Source organism: Patiriisocius sp. 208BN25-11 (genome assembly GCF_058147145.1).
The window spans coordinates 75,629-93,308 of sequence record NZ_JBYVJY010000005.1 but is presented as its reverse complement, the minus strand read 5'-3'; the positions used below and the strand labels follow the sequence as shown (position 1 = coordinate 93,308).

At 36.9% G+C, this 17,680-nt stretch carries 16 protein-coding genes; 12 read left to right on the top strand and 4 right to left on the bottom strand.

What is annotated here, in order from left to right; genetic code table 11:
* Nucleotides 1–3: 3 nt before the first annotated feature.
* From ACY2RS_RS08215 to ACY2RS_RS08190, 6 genes are all read left to right on the top strand, one after another.
* Nucleotides 4–1,095 (top strand): glycosyltransferase, encoded by a 1,092-nt coding sequence (locus ACY2RS_RS08215; RefSeq protein WP_490098158.1) that lies wholly within the window; start codon nucleotides 4–6, stop codon nucleotides 1,093–1,095.
* Nucleotides 1,086–1,658 carry an RNA polymerase sigma factor gene (locus ACY2RS_RS08210; protein WP_490098157.1) on the top strand — a complete coding sequence of 191 codons (573 nt, stop codon included), beginning with the start codon at nucleotides 1,086–1,088 and terminating at the stop codon, nucleotides 1,656–1,658. Before ACY2RS_RS08215 ends, ACY2RS_RS08210 begins: the two co-directional genes overlap by 10 nt.
* Entirely contained in the window at nucleotides 1,655–2,866 is a 1,212-nt protein-coding gene (locus ACY2RS_RS08205; protein ID WP_490098156.1) for an Nramp family divalent metal transporter, read from the top strand. Before ACY2RS_RS08210 ends, ACY2RS_RS08205 begins: the two co-directional genes overlap by 4 nt.
* Before the next feature lie 68 nt (nucleotides 2,867–2,934).
* Nucleotides 2,935–3,807 (top strand): lipoyl synthase, encoded by an 873-nt coding sequence (gene lipA, locus ACY2RS_RS08200; protein WP_490098155.1) that lies wholly within the window; start codon nucleotides 2,935–2,937, stop codon nucleotides 3,805–3,807.
* 6 nt (nucleotides 3,808–3,813) lie between these two features.
* Nucleotides 3,814–4,809, top strand: coding sequence for a type I glyceraldehyde-3-phosphate dehydrogenase (gene gap / locus ACY2RS_RS08195; RefSeq protein ID WP_490098154.1), 996 nt, complete (start codon nucleotides 3,814–3,816; stop codon nucleotides 4,807–4,809).
* A 132-nt stretch (nucleotides 4,810–4,941) separates the two neighbouring features.
* Nucleotides 4,942–7,107 carry a response regulator gene (locus ACY2RS_RS08190; RefSeq protein WP_490098153.1) on the top strand — a complete coding sequence of 722 codons (2,166 nt, stop codon included), beginning with the start codon at nucleotides 4,942–4,944 and terminating at the stop codon, nucleotides 7,105–7,107.
* Between the two features lies 1 nt (nucleotide 7,108).
* On the opposite strand, the gene lpxK is transcribed toward ACY2RS_RS08190, so the two are convergent.
* On the bottom strand, nucleotides 7,109–8,125 hold the full coding sequence (gene lpxK / locus ACY2RS_RS08185) for a tetraacyldisaccharide 4'-kinase (protein WP_490098152.1): 1,017 nt from the start codon (nucleotides 8,123–8,125) through the stop codon (nucleotides 7,109–7,111).
* Nucleotides 8,126–8,531: 406 nt separating this feature from the next.
* Between lpxK and ACY2RS_RS08180 the strand changes: the two genes are divergently transcribed.
* The 3 genes from ACY2RS_RS08180 (at nucleotide 8,532) to msrA (ending at nucleotide 11,210) form a co-directional block, all read left to right on the top strand.
* On the top strand, nucleotides 8,532–9,626 hold the full coding sequence (locus ACY2RS_RS08180) for a Nif3-like dinuclear metal center hexameric protein (RefSeq protein ID WP_490098151.1): 1,095 nt from the start codon (nucleotides 8,532–8,534) through the stop codon (nucleotides 9,624–9,626).
* 3 nt (nucleotides 9,627–9,629) lie between these two features.
* Nucleotides 9,630–10,412: a zinc ribbon domain-containing protein gene (locus ACY2RS_RS08175; protein WP_490098150.1), complete on the top strand. Its 783-nt coding sequence runs from the start codon at nucleotides 9,630–9,632 to the stop codon at nucleotides 10,410–10,412.
* Nucleotides 10,413–10,526: 114 nt separating this feature from the next.
* Nucleotides 10,527–11,210 carry a peptide-methionine (S)-S-oxide reductase MsrA gene (msrA, locus tag ACY2RS_RS08170; RefSeq protein ID WP_490098149.1) on the top strand — a complete coding sequence of 228 codons (684 nt, stop codon included), beginning with the start codon at nucleotides 10,527–10,529 and terminating at the stop codon, nucleotides 11,208–11,210.
* Between the two features lie 228 nt (nucleotides 11,211–11,438).
* Here msrA and ACY2RS_RS08165 read toward each other — a convergent pair whose 3' ends face one another.
* From ACY2RS_RS08165 to ACY2RS_RS08155, 3 genes are all read right to left on the bottom strand, one after another.
* The gene (locus tag ACY2RS_RS08165; protein ID WP_490098148.1) at nucleotides 11,439–12,236 is read right to left on the bottom strand and encodes a class I SAM-dependent methyltransferase; all 798 of its coding nucleotides are present in this window, start codon (nucleotides 12,234–12,236) and stop codon (nucleotides 11,439–11,441) included.
* Nucleotides 12,237–12,282: 46 nt separating this feature from the next.
* Complete coding sequence (locus ACY2RS_RS08160) at nucleotides 12,283–12,447, bottom strand: CDGSH iron-sulfur domain-containing protein (RefSeq protein WP_490098147.1); 165 nt, start codon at nucleotides 12,445–12,447, stop codon at nucleotides 12,283–12,285.
* 151 nt (nucleotides 12,448–12,598) lie between these two features.
* Nucleotides 12,599–13,798, bottom strand: a complete 1,200-nt coding sequence (locus ACY2RS_RS08155) for a hypothetical protein (protein ID WP_490098146.1) — start codon at nucleotides 13,796–13,798, stop codon at nucleotides 12,599–12,601.
* Nucleotides 13,799–14,043: 245 nt separating this feature from the next.
* Here ACY2RS_RS08155 and ACY2RS_RS08150 point away from each other — a divergent pair, with 245 nt between their 5' ends.
* The 3 genes from ACY2RS_RS08150 (at nucleotide 14,044) to ACY2RS_RS08140 (ending at nucleotide 17,610) form a co-directional block, all read left to right on the top strand.
* Nucleotides 14,044–14,736: a hypothetical protein gene (locus ACY2RS_RS08150; RefSeq protein ID WP_490098145.1), complete on the top strand. Its 693-nt coding sequence runs from the start codon at nucleotides 14,044–14,046 to the stop codon at nucleotides 14,734–14,736.
* A gap of 13 nt (nucleotides 14,737–14,749) precedes the next feature.
* Nucleotides 14,750–16,012, top strand: coding sequence for a kynureninase (gene kynU, locus ACY2RS_RS08145; RefSeq protein WP_490098144.1), 1,263 nt, complete (start codon nucleotides 14,750–14,752; stop codon nucleotides 16,010–16,012).
* A 194-nt stretch (nucleotides 16,013–16,206) separates the two neighbouring features.
* The gene (locus ACY2RS_RS08140; RefSeq protein WP_490098143.1) at nucleotides 16,207–17,610 is read left to right on the top strand and encodes an FAD-dependent oxidoreductase; all 1,404 of its coding nucleotides are present in this window, start codon (nucleotides 16,207–16,209) and stop codon (nucleotides 17,608–17,610) included.
* Nucleotides 17,611–17,680 lie beyond the last annotated feature (70 nt).

The following is a 17,680-nucleotide window of genomic DNA, read 5'->3' as shown; positions in this document are numbered from 1 at the left end:
CCTATGGTGCTACTCTACATACTAGGTGCAGTTACCTTTATTAATATACTTTATTATGTTTTATTTTCTCGTTTTGCCTTTAGCAAGACAGAAGCAATAACATATTCAAAAACTCCTGTTTCTTTAATCGTTTGTGCTAAAAATGAAGCAGATAATCTACAAGAAAACATTCCACATTGGTTGGCGCAAGCACATCCAAATTTTGAACTCATCCTTATTAATGATGCTTCTGTGGACAATACACTTGAAGTCATGGAAACATTTCAAGAAAAAGACTCCAGAATTAAAATTGTTAACGTAGCAAATAACGAAGCCTTTTGGGGAAGTAAAAAATATGCGCTTACCTTAGGTATAAAAAAAGCAACTCACCACCGCCTTATCTTTACAGATGCTGATTGTACTCCTGCAAGTAAGGATTGGCTTACTTCAATGAGTGCTCATTTTAAAGATAAAAAACACCTTGTACTTGGTTATGGAGCATATCAAAAAAAATCGGGAATTTTAAATGCATTGATTCGTTTTGAAACGCTACTCACAGCTACACAATATTTCTCCTACGCCAAAGCAGGAATCCCATACATGGGAGTTGGCAGAAATCTAGCATACACCAGCTCTTTATTCTACGAACAAAAAGGTTTTATGTCTCACATGAAAATTAAAAGTGGGGACGATGATTTGTTTGTCAATGAAGCAGCAACAAAAACGAATACAGCCTTATGTCTTGAACCAAATGGATTCACTTATTCGAAACCCAAAGCAACTTGGTCTAGTTGGTTTACCCAAAAAAGAAGACACATTAGTACTGCAGGACATTATAAAAAGAAGCATCAATTTTTATTAGGACTTTCTTTTATAAGCACTGTATTATTTTGGACACTCAGCATTCTCACTTTGTTAGGTCCTTATTGGATGATCGCTTCTGGTATCATTGGATTCAGAATCTTATTACAACACATGATTTTAGGCAAAGCAGCCTATAGGTTAAAAGAGCAAAGCCTAATCCCTTTTATCTTGTTCTTAGAGGCATTTTTATTTATACTGCATTTTGTTATCTTTATTTCTAATAGAATATCAAAACCAACGCAGTGGAAATAGACAAAGAACGTGTGCATATTCAAGTTGCCAATGCAAAATTAGGAAAACAGTCTGCATACAACTTCTTACTAGACCGCTTTTGGAATGAAGTGTACGGCTTTCAAATAAAACGAGTACAAAACGAATTTGATGCAGAAGATATCACCATTGAAACTTTTGCAAAAGCATTCGACAAAATAGACACCTTTAAAGAAGAACATGTATTTAGTACCTGGCTTATTGCTATCTCAAAAAACATACAGATAGACAAGACTAGAAAAAAGAATGCTGCTTTGCATGCACAAGCACATTCTGCTAGTGAAGCACAGTTAAAAAGTGTTCCCGACGCAAATCCAACCCCCGAAGACGTACTAATCACCAAGCAAAATTTAGCACAACTGTTACGGGATATCAAATTACTAAAACCAGCCTATCAAGAAGTAATTCAATTGCGTTATTTTCAAGAAATGAGCTATACCGAAATTGCTATAGAACTGGAAGAACCTCTTAGCAATATTAAGGTAAGATTACTACGCGCAAAAAAATTACTCGCTGCTATTATTACAAAAAACAACACGCATTGAAAACCCTCTTTTCTAAACTAGGACCTGGATTTTTATTTGCTGGAGCCGCAATTGGTGTATCTCATTTGGTACAATCTACCAGAGCAGGTGCCGATTTTGGTTTCGGACTGCTTTGGGCGCTACTCCTTATTAATGTGGTGAAATATCCATTTTTCCAATTTGGTCCTCGCTATGCTAGTGCCACTGGAGAAAGTTTACTAGAAGGATATAAAAAATTGAACAAAGGTGTCTTAGTGACATATTTCATTATTTCTTTTACCACCATGTTCACTATACAAACTGCCGTGACTATTGTTACTGCAGGTATTGCCACTTCACTATTTGGAACAGGCTCTTTACTTATCTGGACCCTCATTATCACCTTAGTGTGCGCTACCATATTACTTATTGGAAAATACAAAGTACTAGACACTGTGATGAAAGTCATTGTACTTTCCCTCACCGTGAGCACCGTTGCCGCTGTAGCACTTGCGCTTCCCGAAGCAAATACCATTAGTTTACAGCAAGTTATCCCAAACAACGCAGCAACTTTAGGTTTCTTAATTGCCTTTATGGGTTGGATGCCCGCGCCACTAGATATTTCTATTTGGAATTCTATTTGGACCGTAGAAAAGCAAAAAAACAATCCGAGTATCACGCCAAAACAATCACTATTTGACTTTAACACTGGCTTTATTACGACCACGATTTTGGCCATTGGCTTTCTTTCTTTAGGAGCCTTGGTTTTATTTGGAAGCGGCGAAACCTTCTCATCAAAAGGTGGCGAATTTGCAAATCAGCTTATTGGCTTGTACACCCAAAGTTTAGGAGAAGGTACAAAAATCATCATTGGTATTGCAGCTTTAACCACGATGTTTAGCACCACATTAACCACCTTAGACGGTTCTCCAAGAGTGATGCACCGTACTTCGGAAATTTTAGCAAACAAATCACTTCCCAAAGGATATCTATTTTGGTTAACCCTCTTAGTTACAGGAACACTTATTATCTTTTTCTTTTTTGTTTCTGAAATGGGCTTACTCATTCAAGTAGCTACTGTACTCTCTTTTCTCACAGCTCCTTTTTATGCTATTATCAATTATAAGGTAATCACTGGAAAAGACACTCCAATAGCTGCACAACCCAATAAGTTCATGAGACTGTATAGCTTGCTTTCCATTGCCATATTAATTGCATTTAGCGTTTGGTATATTACAACGCTTGTGTAGCCATACAACGAATATTTCCGAAGTTAAAAAACGTACATTATAATTTTCTATATGTATCTTTGTATTCTATGAGCACAGAAACGGTAGCACCAGAAAAAAGAACTCCAAAACCAAAGTGGCTTCGTGTAAAATTACCAACAGGTAAAAAATACACTGCGCTTAGAGGTTTGGTAGACAAATACAACCTACACACCATTTGCACCTCTGGAAGTTGTCCAAACATGGGCGAATGTTGGACAGAAGGAACCGCAACCTTCATGATATTGGGTAATATCTGTACTCGTTCTTGTGGATTTTGTGGTGTAAAAACAGGAAGGCCCGAAGATGTAGATTGGGACGAGCCAGAAAAAGTGGCGCGCTCTATTAAAATCATGGGCATTAAACATGCTGTTGTTACCTCTGTAGATCGAGATGATTTAAAAGATATGGGTTCTATAATATGGGCAGAAACGGTGAAAGCGATTCGCCGTATGAATCCAGAAACAACCTTAGAAACCTTGATTCCTGATTTTCAAGGAAACACCACGAATATAGATCGTATTATAGCAGTGAGGCCAGAAGTGGTTTCACACAATATGGAAACTGTAAAACGTCTTACCAGAGAAGTACGCATTCAGGCAAAATATGAAAAAAGTTTAGAAGTACTTCGTTACCTTAAAGACAACGGCATTAATCGTACCAAGAGTGGCATCATGCTAGGCTTAGGAGAAACAGAAGAAGAAGTATTGCAAACTATGCGAGACTTAAGAAATGTAGGTCTTGATGTACTTACCATCGGTCAATACTTGCAACCTTCCAAGAAACACCTACCTGTTAAAGAATTTATTACTCCAGAGCAATTCAAAAAATACGAAGAAATAGGCCTCGAAATGGGCTTTAGGCATGTGGAGAGTAGTGCATTGGTTCGTTCTTCTTACAAAGCACAAAAACACCTTACTTAATATAGTATGGCAGCAATTAAAGTTGGCATAAACGGTTTTGGACGTATTGGGAGACGTGTATTTAGACTATTACTAGAGCACCCAGATATTGACGTTATTGCTATTAATGATATTGCAGACGCCAAAACCCTGAGTCATTTGGTAAAATATGATAGTATTCATGGCGTGCTTCATAAAGATGTAAGTGCTACCGAAAATAGTATTATAGTAGATCAAACTTCGTATCGTTTTTCTTCAGAAAAGGAAATTTCAAATATAGATTGGAATGATGTAGACATTGTAATTGAGGCAACTGGGAAATTTAAAACCAAAGCTGAGTTACAACAACACATTCATTCGGGTGCTAAAAAGGTGCTACTTTCTGTCCCTCCCATAGATGATTCAGTTAAGATGGTTGTACTTGGAGTAAATGATGATATTCTACATGAAGATGATCTAATTATATCAAATGCTTCTTGTACTACAAACAATGCAGCACCTATGTTGCAGCTTATTCATAAAAGCTTTGACATTGAGCAAGCGTACATCACTACGGTGCATTCGTACACAACAGATCAAAGTTTACACGATCAGCCGCACAGGGATTTACGGAGAGCACGTGCTGCAGGACAATCTATTGTACCTACCACCACTGGGGCTGCAAAAGCACTCACAAAAATTTTTCCAGACTTAAACAATGCTATTGGTGGTTGTGGTATTCGTGTGCCAGTACCCAACGGTTCTTTATGCGACATTACTATTAATGTTAAAAGAGAAACTTCAATTGAAGCCGTAAATGCCTTGTTTAAAAAAGCAGCAGATACCACACTCCACGGAATTTTACAATACACAGAAGACCCTATTGTATCTGTAGATATTGTAGGGAATCCGCATTCTTGTATTTTTGATGCTCAGATGACATCTGTCATTGGCAAAATGATAAAAATCATTGGTTGGTACGATAATGAAACTGGATATTCTTCAAGAATTATTGATTTAATCTTGAAAATATCGAGGAAATAACTATATTTACCGACAAACTACATCTTTTTGATGAGCAAAGCGTTTATTTTTTACTTACGAACAGTAGTTATTTTTATCCTATGTATAGCCCCCTACACACTGGCGGCTCAAGATATGGATGCCACTCAAACTATGACACTACAAGACTCTATCATTCTTGTGGAACGCTACAAAGATGACACTAACAAAGCAATCAAAGCTTTAGATTTCGATCTTGCCGTAAAAAAAATAACCAAAGCAAATAAACTGGTACGTGACGTTGATAATTTTACCCTAAAGGGCGAAATTGTTCTCACAAATGCGCAACTTCAATATTATCTACAAAATTATGACAAAGCTGCAAAACTAAATAGTGATGCTATTGAGATTATAAAACTTTCAGATAATAAAGAAAATTTAGGTAGAGCGCATTTATTACAGGGGCTTATTACAACAAGGCTTAAAAAATATACGATTGCTGAAAGTAATTTCAAAAAAGCAGATTCTATATATACAAATGACGATGATCCTATTGGCAAATCTTCTATCCTTTTAGGAAAAGGGATTTTAGAACTTAAAAAAGGAAATCCTAAAGTCGCTGTCAATTATTTAAATGCAGGTATTCCTCAATACCAAGAATACAAAATGCCGTACCAAGAGGCATTTTCTTTATTAAACAAAGCACAAGCGCTGCTACTTCTTGAAGATACAGAAGATAAAAAATACCTAGCTGAAGCAAAAAAATCACTCGAAAATGCTCTAGAAATTATAGATGCCAGAGGATATGAAAAGCTTAAAATTGATAGTTACAAGATTGCCTCAGAAATAGCTATTAACGAAGGAGACACAGTAAAAGCATTAAGAATACTTGACCTTTACAGCTCCAAGATGGATTCTCTTAATTTGGTGTATATCAATGCTATCTCTGCTAGTATTGATGAAGATTCTAGTGTAGGAGAATTAAAAAAGACCATTGAGGCTCAAAAGAAAGATCTTCAAGACAAAGAAAAATCTGAAAGTTTTAATAAAGTAACAAACGGATTAAGTATTGCGCTTATCGCCATTTTATCATTGCTTACTCTCTCATTATATAAGAACAACAACTTAAGAGCAAAAGCCAATAACTTACTTCAAGACAAAAACACCGAGCTCCAACTAGCAAAAGAAAAAGCAGAAAAAGCATCCCTAGCAAAAGCGCAGTTCTTGTCTACGATTACCCACGAATTACGTACACCGCTCTATGCCGTAACAGGTCTTACCCACTTACTCATAGAAGAAAACCCAAAAGAACATCAAAAAGAACACCTTAACTCGCTTAAGTTCTCTGGTGAGTATTTATTATCACTCATTAATAATATCCTTGACTTAAATAAACTTGAAGCCAACAAAGTAGAGGTAGAAAAAACAACATTCGATCTCAAGAAAAGAATTAATGATGTATTGGTTGCCTTAAAGAAATCTGCAGACGACAAACGTACAGTACTAAAATTTGAGTATGACGACAGCATTCCAGAGAAATTATCTGGTGACCCATTAAAACTATCTCAAATTCTAATCAATTTGATTGGTAACTCAGTGAAGTTCACCCAAAATGGAGAAGTTGTTGTGCGTGTTAGAAAAATTGATCAACACAACAGAAGTATTAAATTGAACTTTGAGATACAGGATAATGGTGTGGGAATCTCCAAGAAAAAACAAAAAACTATTTTCGAAACCTTCTCTCAAGGATCACTTCAAATCAACAGAAAGTTTGGAGGAACCGGACTTGGATTATCTATTGTAAAAAACTTATTGGAGTTAATGAATAGTAAAATCCAATTAGAAAGTCAGCTAGGAGAAGGGTCAAAATTCTGGTTTAATCTTGACGTAGACATTTCTGAAGATGCACTTGTTGAAGATCTAGACAATTTAAGCAAGAAAGAAATAGACTATAAATTCCTTGAAGGCAAAAACGTCTTGGTTGTTGAAGATAACAAGATCAACCAAATGATTACCAAAAAGATTTTGGAGAAGAACAGTATGGTATGTCAAGTAGCAGACAATGGTATGGACGCTGTTAAATTGGTAGAAGAAAACAGATTTGATGTGGTACTAATGGACATTCACATGCCAGGTATAAGTGGTATTGAAGCTACTCAAAAGATTAGAGGCTTTAACAAAGAAGTTCCAGTAATTGCACTTACTGCTGTTACTATTGATGAAAATCTAGATGATTTTTACCGTGCTGGATTTAATGAAATTATTCCAAAACCATTTAAGCCAGAAGAATTCTTCGAAAAGATATTCAACACCCTTTCTTTAAATACAATAGACAACTAAACTATTGTTTCATTTCTTTGATAGCAGCTGTTATTGTTTCCTTAAAAAACACTTCTTGCTGGTTTAAGATAATCGTTTTGATTGGCAAATAATATAGGGCGTATTTACCAAGCGGCACTTGCAAACGCATAAAGTCTTTTTCTGTAGTAAGAATTAATTCTTCTTTTTGTAATGCTGAAATTTCCGCATCCGAAAAATTGTGATGGTCCGCATATTTTTTATGTGTAAATGAGAAGCCTTGTTGTTTAAGAAAAGTAACCAAAGGAGCTGGATTTGCTATACCCGTTACCAAGGTAAATGGCTTGTCTATTAAATATTGTAAGTGTTGTGTCTCGGTAGCACCAATAATAGTATCTCCATATCCAATTTTAGCAAAATATACTTTTTGATGCGGTTGTAACTGCAATAAAAATTTAATTTCCTGCAGCTTTGCATAGGCTACTTTCTCTGGACATTTTGTAACCACGATCACATCTGCGCGCTTGGCTCCTTTTCTAGATTCTCTTAGGTTTCCGGCAGGAAGAAAATAATCTTCATAAAACAAATCATCAAAAGCGGTAAGCAAAATAGAAAAGCCTGCTTTTACCTTTCTGTGCTGAAAAGCATCGTCTAATAAAATAACATCTGCTTTAGGAAGTAGTTGCTCAATTCCTGTGCGTCTGTCCTCACAAACCACCACTAGGGTTTCAGGAAACTTTTGCTTCATCTGTAGCGGTTCATCTCCCGTTTGCGATGCCACATGAGTGGTTGTAACTTCTAGATAACCTTTCGTTTTACGTCCGTACCCCCTGCTTAGCACAGCTAAGTCATATTGCTCTTTAAACATTGAAATTAGTAGTTCAATCATAGGAGATTTCCCTGTTCCTCCTACCGAAAGGTTTCCCACACAAATAATCGGTTTTTTGTACTGTGTACTTTTAAAACCAAACCATTCACGATCATAAAAGAGATTGCGTACAGTAACAATACCCCCATATACAATCGCAAAAGGAAATAACAATTTTCTAAAGCCTTTCATATAACGAAAGTACTCATCTATTTATTAATTACTTCTGAAATTTTAAAATTTCAGAAAAAAGAGCACAACATTACATGGTAGATTCTAGTATATTTACGGTATTGTTGAATTGATGACGGCTGACGGGTGACAGATGGCGGTTGAGTGATGAGTCTAAAAATTAGTTAAAAAGGAAAATGGATTATGGATTATGGACAACATGATGTTCACTACATGCACCTAAACTCAAAAAACACCTAAACTTCTAAACTATTTTTCGCTAATATGAACGCTAAAGATGATTGATGACGAATGACGAGTCTAAAAATGAATTTATTAAGAAAATGAAATATGGCCAACATGATGATGTTCAATACATGCGTCTAAACTCATAAACACTTAAACTTCTAAACTATTTCTTACAAATATGAACGTTAAAAAAGTAATTGCACTCTTAGAGGAATTTGCACCACAGGCCTATGCAGAAGGATATGACAATACCGGATTATTGGTTGGCGACCCTACTGCAGTAGTTTCGGGAATACTCGTTACATTAGACACCTTAGAAGCTGTGGTAGACGAGGCTATTGCAAATAATTGTAACCTTATTGTTAGCTTCCACCCTATCGTTTTTAAAGGCTTAAAAAAAATAACAGGAGCTACCTATGTGGAGCGTGTTGTACAAAAAGCCATTAAGCATGATATCAATATTTTTGCCATCCACACCGCCCTAGACAATAGTTTCGATGGAGTAAATGCACAAATATGCAATACACTCGGACTGAGCAATAAAAAAATATTGATCCCTCAAAAAGATACCATTAAAAAACTAGTGACCTACGCCCCACTCGATGCACTTGAGCAACTAAAAAACGAGCTATTCAAAGTAGGTGGTGGTACGATTGGAAACTACAACGAATGTAGCTTTAGCACAGAAGGAGTGGGCACCTTTAAAGGAAATGAAAATAGCAATCCAGTGCAAGGCACCCAGGGAATACGTGAAACAACAAAAGAAGTAATGATCGCGCTAACATTTCCAAAGCACGTAGAAAAAAACCTCATTAAAACGTTACATCAAGCACATCCCTATGAAGAAGTGGCTTATGAAATAAGTACCCTAGAAAACACCAACCAACATATTGGAATGGGAATGATTGGAACACTGCAAAAGCCTTTGTCTGAAGATGCCTTTTTAGCACATCTTAAAGAAAAAATGAATACTGCTTGTGTACGACACTCTGCAAAAGGAAAAAAAATGATTTCAAAAGTGGCGGTCTTAGGTGGTAGTGGTAGTTTTGCCATAGGTGCTGCCATCGCCCATGGAGCGGATGCTTATGTGACATCTGACCTAAAATATCATGATTTTTACACGGCAGAAAACAAGATTCTTTTGGCAGATATTGGGCACTATGAAAGCGAACAATACACAAAAGAGCTTTTACACACCTATCTTACAAAAAAAATCACTAATTTTGCAGTCGTTTTATCGCAAATAAACACAAATCCAATTAGCTATTTTTAATGTATGGCAACAAATAAAGAAATTTCTGTTGAAGAGAAGCTACGTGCTTTGTATGATTTACAATTAATTGACTCTCGTATTGACGAGATCAAGAATGTACGTGGGGAGCTTCCTTTAGAGGTTCAAGATTTAGAAGATGAAGTGGCTGGTATGAATACTCGCCTTGAAAAACTAACAACAGACCTTGACGTTATTGAGGATGAAATCAAAGCAAAAAAGCTTAGTATTGAGACTTCAAAAGAATTAATCAAGAAGTATACTTCGCAACAAGACAACGTACGTAACAATCGTGAGTACAATGCCTTGAGCAAAGAAGTTGAGTTTCAAGAATTAGAGATTCAATTAGCAGAAAAGCACATCAAAGAATTTAAAGCTCAAATAGAGCAAAAAAATGAAGTGATTGAGCAAACCAAAGAACGTGTGGGAGCAAGAGAAGAGCACCTTAAGCACAAACAAGGAGAGCTTAATGAAATCTTATCTGAAACAGAGAAAGAAGAAACTTCATTAATTAAAGAGTCTGAGAAATTCGAGAAGAAAATTGAAGACCGATTGGTAATGGCTTACAAACGTATTCGTACCAATGTAAAAAATGGTTTAGCAGTGGTAGCTGTAGAAAGAGGTGCTTCGGGTGGTTCTTTCTTTACCATCCCTCCACAAGTACAAATGGAGATTGCTGCGCGTAAAAAAATCATTACCGATGAGCATAGTGGTCGTATCTTGGTAGATCCAGAACTAGCTACTGAAGAAAAAGAAAAAATGGAAAAAGTATTTGCAAAGTTGAAATAACCAACTTTAGCATAACAATAACAAAGCCTTCACACCTCGTGAGGGCTTTTTTTATTAATTTAGATGTTATTCTGAAATGTTAAAACAATTACTTCGACAAACCAAAAAAAAATCATGAAATACCCTATCTTTCTTCTCCTTACAAGTCTACTTTTAGTAACTCAAGCTTCTTGCCAATCCAATGCAAACAAATCGAATCAAGAAGCAGCTGTAAAAGCACAACAAGCAAAAACTCCGGTGCAAGTTCCTGCAGTAAATGGCATGGAACGCGCGTATTTTGCCAGTGGATGCTTTTGGTGTGTAGAAGCTATCTATGAAAGCGTAAGAGGTGTACAAGAATCTATTTCTGGATACAGTGGCGGACATACGCAAAACCCAACCTATGAGTCAAGTAATACAGGAAGAACAGGACATGCAGAAGCAGTAGAAATTATTTACAATCCAAAAGAAATTACCTTTTCAGATTTGGTAGATGTGTATTTTGGTTCACAAAACATCACACAAGTAAACGGTCAAGGCCCGGATAGAGGATCTCAATATCGTTCTATTATTTTCTACCAAAACCAAGAACAAAAGGATATCATTGACGCAAAAATTGCCAAACTAGAAGAAAAACTAGGCGCTGGTAAAGTAGCTGCTCAAGTACTTCCCTTCGAGAAATTTTGGGATGGTGAAGGATACCATCAAAACTACGAACGTTTAAACCCAGGCAATCCATACATCCAAAATGTATCGATACCGAGACTTAAGAAATTTCAGAAGAAATTCCCACATTTGTTGAAGCAAGGAGCGCACTAGTCGAATGTCGAAAATTAAAAAAGCTTTGTTTACCCCTCCCGAAGCTTCGGGACTAAAGGGAGCAAAGCTTTTAAATTTTCATTCAGCAACAGTTGGCAGATAAACTAATTTAAAAATTCATCTTTGCCCCTTTGTAACTTTGCAACTTTGCAACTTTCTAATAAATGTCGAATCTCGAAAATCAGTCCAACACCTAAACTCCTAAACATTTAATCTTATAAACCATTTTTACCTCTTAACAGCTTTCACCGCAAACAACAAAGGGTACAATTTACTTGGCAACTCAAACATGCCATTTTTATTTATCACTAAATCTGGAAATACATTGTATGGTGAAGCATCATACTCTCCTAAGTTTTCAATGATAAGACCAGCTTTTGCTAGTGAGCTAATTACGGTTCCTAAAGGGTGGTTCCATCCATATTCTTTGCTTTCTATATCGGCATCTGGCACCGCATAACTTCCTGTGTACTCCTCATAAATCACTTCTTTTTGATGGTAGCCATAGCGCATAGCGGGTGGTGAAACGGTATAATCAAACATCCAAGCTATTGGGTGAAAATCAACAATATAAAAAGTCCCACCAGGTTTTAGTCGTTCGGCTATCATTTGCGCCCAAGGGGTTAGATCTGGCAACCAACCAATAGTTCCATAACTAGTAAAAACGATATCAAATTGTTCTTGTATATTTTTAGAAGTATCCAACACATTACAACACACAAAATTTGCATCCAATCCTAATTCACTATTTAAATTAGCAGCTAGTTTTATAGCCTCATCACTAATATCTACTCCGGTACATTTAGCTCCTAACCTACTCCAACTTAAGGTGTCTTGTCCAAAATGACATTGTAAATGCAGCAACGATTTTCCAGAAACATCGCCAAGTGCTTGAAGCTCGTACTGTGTAAGTGTCGAGGCACCTTTTTTAAAGGCATCCATCCCATAAAAATCACTAGCAGCGTGCAATGCTACGCGCTTATTCCAAGTTTCTTTATTGATTTCAAAAACTTTTTGAAAGTCCATATGCTATGTATTAAAAGAGCTGACAACAAAAAGACAGCCTAGGTTATTATCCTTTATGTGTGCCATCACAAAACGGCATATTTGCACTTTTTTCGCAGCGACAATACGATGCTCTTGCTGGTTTTACCTCTTGGGTACCGTCTGGATGCGTAATGGTATGCTCTCCCACTACAATCAAGGGTCCGTTTTCTATTAAATTTACTTTTGTCATAGTATTTTATTTTTGATTTCAAATTTATGTGTTCCGTAAATATAGGATTTTCTGAAATTTTAGAACACAAAAAAAGGTCTTAAAACCCTAAAATCGCACTAACATTTCAAATAAAAAAAGCGCCCTCAAACTAGTAAGGACGCTTTTAAAATTACCAAGACAATCGATCTGATTTCCTGAGTCCGGGATCTCCAGAAATAATCATGACCGATGATCTGTTCATGTTCTGTTTTCCACTCATACTGTCTACATACTCATCGTCTCTCAGCCAATAGCGCGTAAAGTAACTTTCTGCACAAGGTCTGCTTCCTAATACCGTATTAAACAAACCACAAGGAGTTGTTTCTTGTTCTGCCTGCGCATCCAATACAATTAAACTTTGCATAACGGTTCTAGAAGAAGCTGTATTAGAATCTCTCAATGCCGTATCAAAACGGTCTCCTTTATTCCATTCGCGCATAAACTTGTTCCATTGATTAGGATAGAAGTTTATATAACGAGCACCACAAACTGCCTTTGCTCCTGCGCCAATAAAGTTATTATTTAAGGTAGATCCATTGCAATTAATTTGATAAACCATTCTTAATGGAAAACGTCCTCCAGCATATCGACCTGTATCCAATCCATTAATATCACGATTTGTAATAGTAACGTTATCCTTCATTGGTATTTGCTCATACGTTCCATGACTATGAATAATAAGGTCTATAAAATACCCATCATCTGCAAGCTCACGCAACTTTGCAAAAATAGTTTCTTTAGAAGTGTCGCGTATATGCTCATCTGGCTTTACAGGTTCTGCAAATGTCTTTTTAAATAAGATACTCTTATCGTATCCATGAAAAGAATTACTGTAGGTGTTATGGGCATTTTGGACCAAATTGTAAAACTTACTATCTTCAAAAGACACAATGGTTACCGAAGCCGATTTTTTTGGAGAAATTACGTTATCAGATGATGATGCACTGCCAGAGACAGTTACCGTGTAGTGCAAAGTAACATTTAAACGTCCATCTACAATATGCACATTATTTTTACCAGCCTTCCAGCCATTACTAGCACGCAAGGTTACTGAGAATCGATCAAATTCATCTTGACCGTTAAATCCGCCATCTGCATCACCTACAAATCCACTAAGAGTGATTCTATCATTTTTATCTACAGTGACCTCTTTAGATTTTCTTAGTGAGATAGTAGCACCATCACGTGCTTTTTTAACATTCGATTTTGTTCTTTCTAACAAGGTCCTACCTTGTACTTTAAAACAGTAATACAATTCGCCATTTGTTTCATGTGAGGGATCCCCGTTGTCTGTTACATACAAAGAATCCAGTGAGATTTTTACTTTCATAATTAATAAAATTTAAATGAATATTTTTACTTTATTAATCATTTTACTACAAAAAGGGGAGTGTTAACGCGTTGACGACAAACCTATTACAAACAAAGTCTTTTCCCCTTTTATTTTTAGTACATAAACGTTTTTTTTAGTAAACAACACATTTCAACAGATAAAAACCTATATTCTTCTTAAACTTTTTATGCAGCATCGTACGAATGAAATACTTTCCATATTTTTACTAAAAAGAAAACCTCATGAAACAGTTAGCCTACCTTCTCCTCTTTTCGTTTCTACCTATAGGATGTAAAGACACACCGAAAGAACAAAATGATCGAGAACTCATTCCTGATCATGATAAAAATAAGGTGCTTACTACCGCCGAGACTATTGCCTATAAAAATGGTTTTGAGGCCTGGAAAGAGGTGCAGAAAATAGATTTTAAATTTAATGTTGCCAGAGAAGGCAAAACCCTTGGAGGAAGAATGTGGTCTTGGAAACCAAAAAGCAATGAAGTCTCATTACTCACAGAAACTGACACCATTACTTTTAATCGTGCTAGTCTCGATAGTATTACAACGACCTATGATGCAAATTTTATTAACGATAAATATTGGCTCTTAGCGCCGTTTAATTTAATTTGGGACGAAGGCACTACTTTTTCAGAAAAAGAAAACCAAATAGCACCTATCTCAAAAGACACGCTCAACATGCTTACCATTACCTATGGCAAAGAAGGAGGATACACACCAGGAGATGCATACGATTTTTATTATGGCAAAGACTTTATGATTAAAGAATGGGTATTTAGAGAAGGAAATTCAAAAGAGATGACCATGCAAACTACTTGGGAAGACTACCAAACTTTTAAAGGCATTGTCATTTCAAAATCACATAAAGATCCAGCTTCTAAACTAGAGCTTTTCTTTACAGACATTAAAGTACAATAACCCAAGCAGCACTATGACCTTTCAAAATTCAAGAACTTTTGCACAACAATGTGACCGTGAAGATTCGTTAGCACATTTCAGAAAACAGTTTTTATTACCTACAGACACCCAAGGAAATGAGTTGGTGTATCTCTGCGGAAATTCCCTGGGCCTGCAACCTGTTGCTACTAAAGATTATATTCAAGAAGAGCTCAACGATTGGGCAAAACACGGCGTAGAGGGCCACACAGACGCAAAGCACCCTTGGCTCCCATACCATGAATTTTTAACTCAAAGTATGGCTAAGATTGTAGGCGCTAAACCTAGCGAGGTCGTTGTCATGAACACCCTTACAACTAACCTGCACCTAATGATGGTGAGTTTTTACCAACCCACCAAAACCAAATATAAAATTGTCGTAGAAAGTGATGCTTTTCCGAGTGATAAGTACGCTATGGAAAGTCAGTTAAAATTTCATGGCTTCGATGCCAAAGAAGGGCTCATTCTCTGGACGCCTAGAGAAGGAGAAGAGTTATGCCGTTTCGAAGACCTAGAAAATATAATGACTACCCAAGGAGATGAGATTGCATTGCTCATGATTGGAAGTACCAATTATTATAGTGGACAACATTTCCCTTTAAAAGAAATTACAAAACTCGGGCACAAACATGGCTGCATGGTTGGTTTCGATTTGGCCCATGGTGCTGGAAACATACAACCCAACTTACATGAAACAGGACCCGATTTTGCAGTTTGGTGTACCTACAAGTATTTAAATAGTGGTCCAGGGTCTTTAGGTGGTTGCTTTGTACACGAACGTCATGCTAATAATGAGAAACTAAACCGCTTTGCTGGTTGGTGGGGTCACAATAAAGAAACACGTTTTATCATGCGCCACGAATTTGATGCCTTACCCGGTGCAGAAGGATGGCAATTAAGCAATCCTCCTATTCTATCCATGGCTGCCATAAGAGCCAGCTTAGATACTTATCAGGCAGCTGGTTTTGACAACCTACGTGCAAAAAGTGAAACACTAACGGGATATCTTGAGTTTTTATTAGATGAGCTTAACAATGATAACATCAACATTATCACACCAAGAGATAAAGCACAGCGTGGTTGTCAGTTAAGTATTCAAGTAAAAAATGCAAACAAAGAATTACACACCAAACTCACCAAGGCAGGAGTGATTAGTGATTGGAGAGAACCCGATGTGATTCGAGTAGCTCCAGCACCACTCTACAACAGTTATGAAGATGTATTTGAGTTTGTAGAACGGTTAAAGCAAATTTTGTGAAAGTAGTGACAACTTTTGAAGAATTAAGTAAATACAACACTTATAAGTGTTCTTAAATTAAGTAAAAACATCCCTCTAATCTCCCTTCAAAGGGAGACTATACTCTAGATGTAATAAAAATCTAGATTCCAGCAGAGTGTTCCCCTTTGAAGGGGAAGTCAAGGGGATGTTCATAGGATTAATGAAGCAAAACAATGAAAAACAACAATCAGAAAATACTCATCATCGGTGCCGGACTTTGCGGTAGCTTACTTGCGTTACGTATGGCACAACGAGGCTACCAAGTACAATTGGTAGAAAAACGTCCCGATTTGCGTGATGTGACTCAGGATGCTGGACGTTCTATTAATTTAGCACTTAGCGATAGAGGTTTAAAAGGATTGCGCCTAGCAGGTGTTGAAGAAGATGCTAAAAAATTATGCATTCCCATGTATGGGCGCATGATACACGATGCAAAAGGCAATACCTTTATGAGCAATTACAGCGGTCGCGAAGGAGAATATATTAATTCTATCTCTCGTCCGGGATTAAATATGTTATTACTAGACAAGGCAGAAGCCATGCCTAATGTTTCTATCCTATTCAACAAAGGATGTACACATGTCGATTTAGAAAATGGCACAGCTACCTTTAAAGATTACAGTACCAAAGAAGAAGTTGCGTATAGCGGCGATGTGATTCTCGGGACCGACGGAGCAGGTTCTTCTGTTAGAAAAGCCATGTTTAACCACAAGAAATTTTTATTTAGCTTTTCACAAGAATGGCTTACGCATGGCTACAAAGAAATCACCATTCCGCCAACAGAAACTGGTGATTACAGAACCGAAAAAGGAGCCTTACATATCTGGCCACGAGGTGAAGACATGCTTATTGCATTACCAAACCTAGATGGTAGTTTTACAGTAACATTATTTGCACCCTATGCTAACAGCGACTATTGTTTCGACAACCTCACCACACCAGAAATGGTCACCGAATATTTCAGCAAAGAATATCCAGATGCCATGAAATTAATGCCAAATTTGGTGGAAGAGTTTTTTGATAATCCAACGGGACCACTAGGTACTATTCGTTGTTCTCCTTGGCATTGCTATGGCAAAGTAGCACTATTAGGAGATGCAGCTCATGCCATCGTCCCTTTTTACGGACAAGGGATGAATGCAAGTTTTGAAGATGTCATTGTGTTTGATGAAATTCTAGATAAACACGAAGGCGATTGGAACACCGTATTAGCTGCTTATGAAAAAGCACGTAAAAAAGATACCGATGCCATTGCAAATTTAGCTTTAGACAATTTCCATGAAATGAAAGAGCACACAGCAAGTGCTTTGTTTCAAGAGAAAAGAAAACTAGAAATGGCCTTTGAAGGGGCTTTCCCAAAAGATTATTTCAGTAAATATTCTTTAGTGACTTTCAATGAAGATATATCCTATCATGAAGCCATGACTAGAGGAAGAGCACAAGACAAAACCATTTTAAATTTACTAGATGATGGCAAACTTCCAGACACTATGGAACTTGACCAAAAACTAGCATTAGTACAAGAAGAAACTAACCATCTATTGCACGAAGACGCAGTGGCTGGGAAACTTAAATAATTAACAAACAACAATATCCCCTCAAGCACATTGGGGGTGAAAACTAATAACGATGTCCCCTCGAGCGCAG

Coding starts and splice junctions, on each gene's coding strand:
- ACY2RS_RS08215 (WP_490098158.1), top strand. CDS start 4: ATGGTGCTACTCTACATACTAGGTGCAGTTACCTTTATTAATATACTT.
- lipA (WP_490098155.1), top strand. CDS start 2,935: ATGAGCACAGAAACGGTAGCACCAGAAAAAAGAACTCCAAAACCAAAG.
- gap (WP_490098154.1), top strand. CDS start 3,814: ATGGCAGCAATTAAAGTTGGCATAAACGGTTTTGGACGTATTGGGAGA.
- ACY2RS_RS08190 (WP_490098153.1), top strand. CDS start 4,942: ATGACACTACAAGACTCTATCATTCTTGTGGAACGCTACAAAGATGAC.
- lpxK (WP_490098152.1), bottom strand. CDS start 8,125: ATGAAAGGCTTTAGAAAATTGTTATTTCCTTTTGCGATTGTATATGGG.
- ACY2RS_RS08180 (WP_490098151.1), top strand. CDS start 8,532: ATGAACGTTAAAAAAGTAATTGCACTCTTAGAGGAATTTGCACCACAG.
- ACY2RS_RS08175 (WP_490098150.1), top strand. CDS start 9,630: ATGGCAACAAATAAAGAAATTTCTGTTGAAGAGAAGCTACGTGCTTTG.
- msrA (WP_490098149.1), top strand. CDS start 10,527: ATGAAATACCCTATCTTTCTTCTCCTTACAAGTCTACTTTTAGTAACT.
- ACY2RS_RS08165 (WP_490098148.1), bottom strand. CDS start 12,236: ATGGACTTTCAAAAAGTTTTTGAAATCAATAAAGAAACTTGGAATAAG.
- ACY2RS_RS08160 (WP_490098147.1), bottom strand. CDS start 12,447: ATGACAAAAGTAAATTTAATAGAAAACGGACCCTTGATTGTAGTGGGA.
- ACY2RS_RS08155 (WP_490098146.1), bottom strand. CDS start 13,798: ATGAAAGTAAAAATCTCACTGGATTCTTTGTATGTAACAGACAACGGG.
- ACY2RS_RS08150 (WP_490098145.1), top strand. CDS start 14,044: ATGAAACAGTTAGCCTACCTTCTCCTCTTTTCGTTTCTACCTATAGGA.
- kynU (WP_490098144.1), top strand. CDS start 14,750: ATGACCTTTCAAAATTCAAGAACTTTTGCACAACAATGTGACCGTGAA.
- ACY2RS_RS08140 (WP_490098143.1), top strand. CDS start 16,207: ATGAAAAACAACAATCAGAAAATACTCATCATCGGTGCCGGACTTTGC.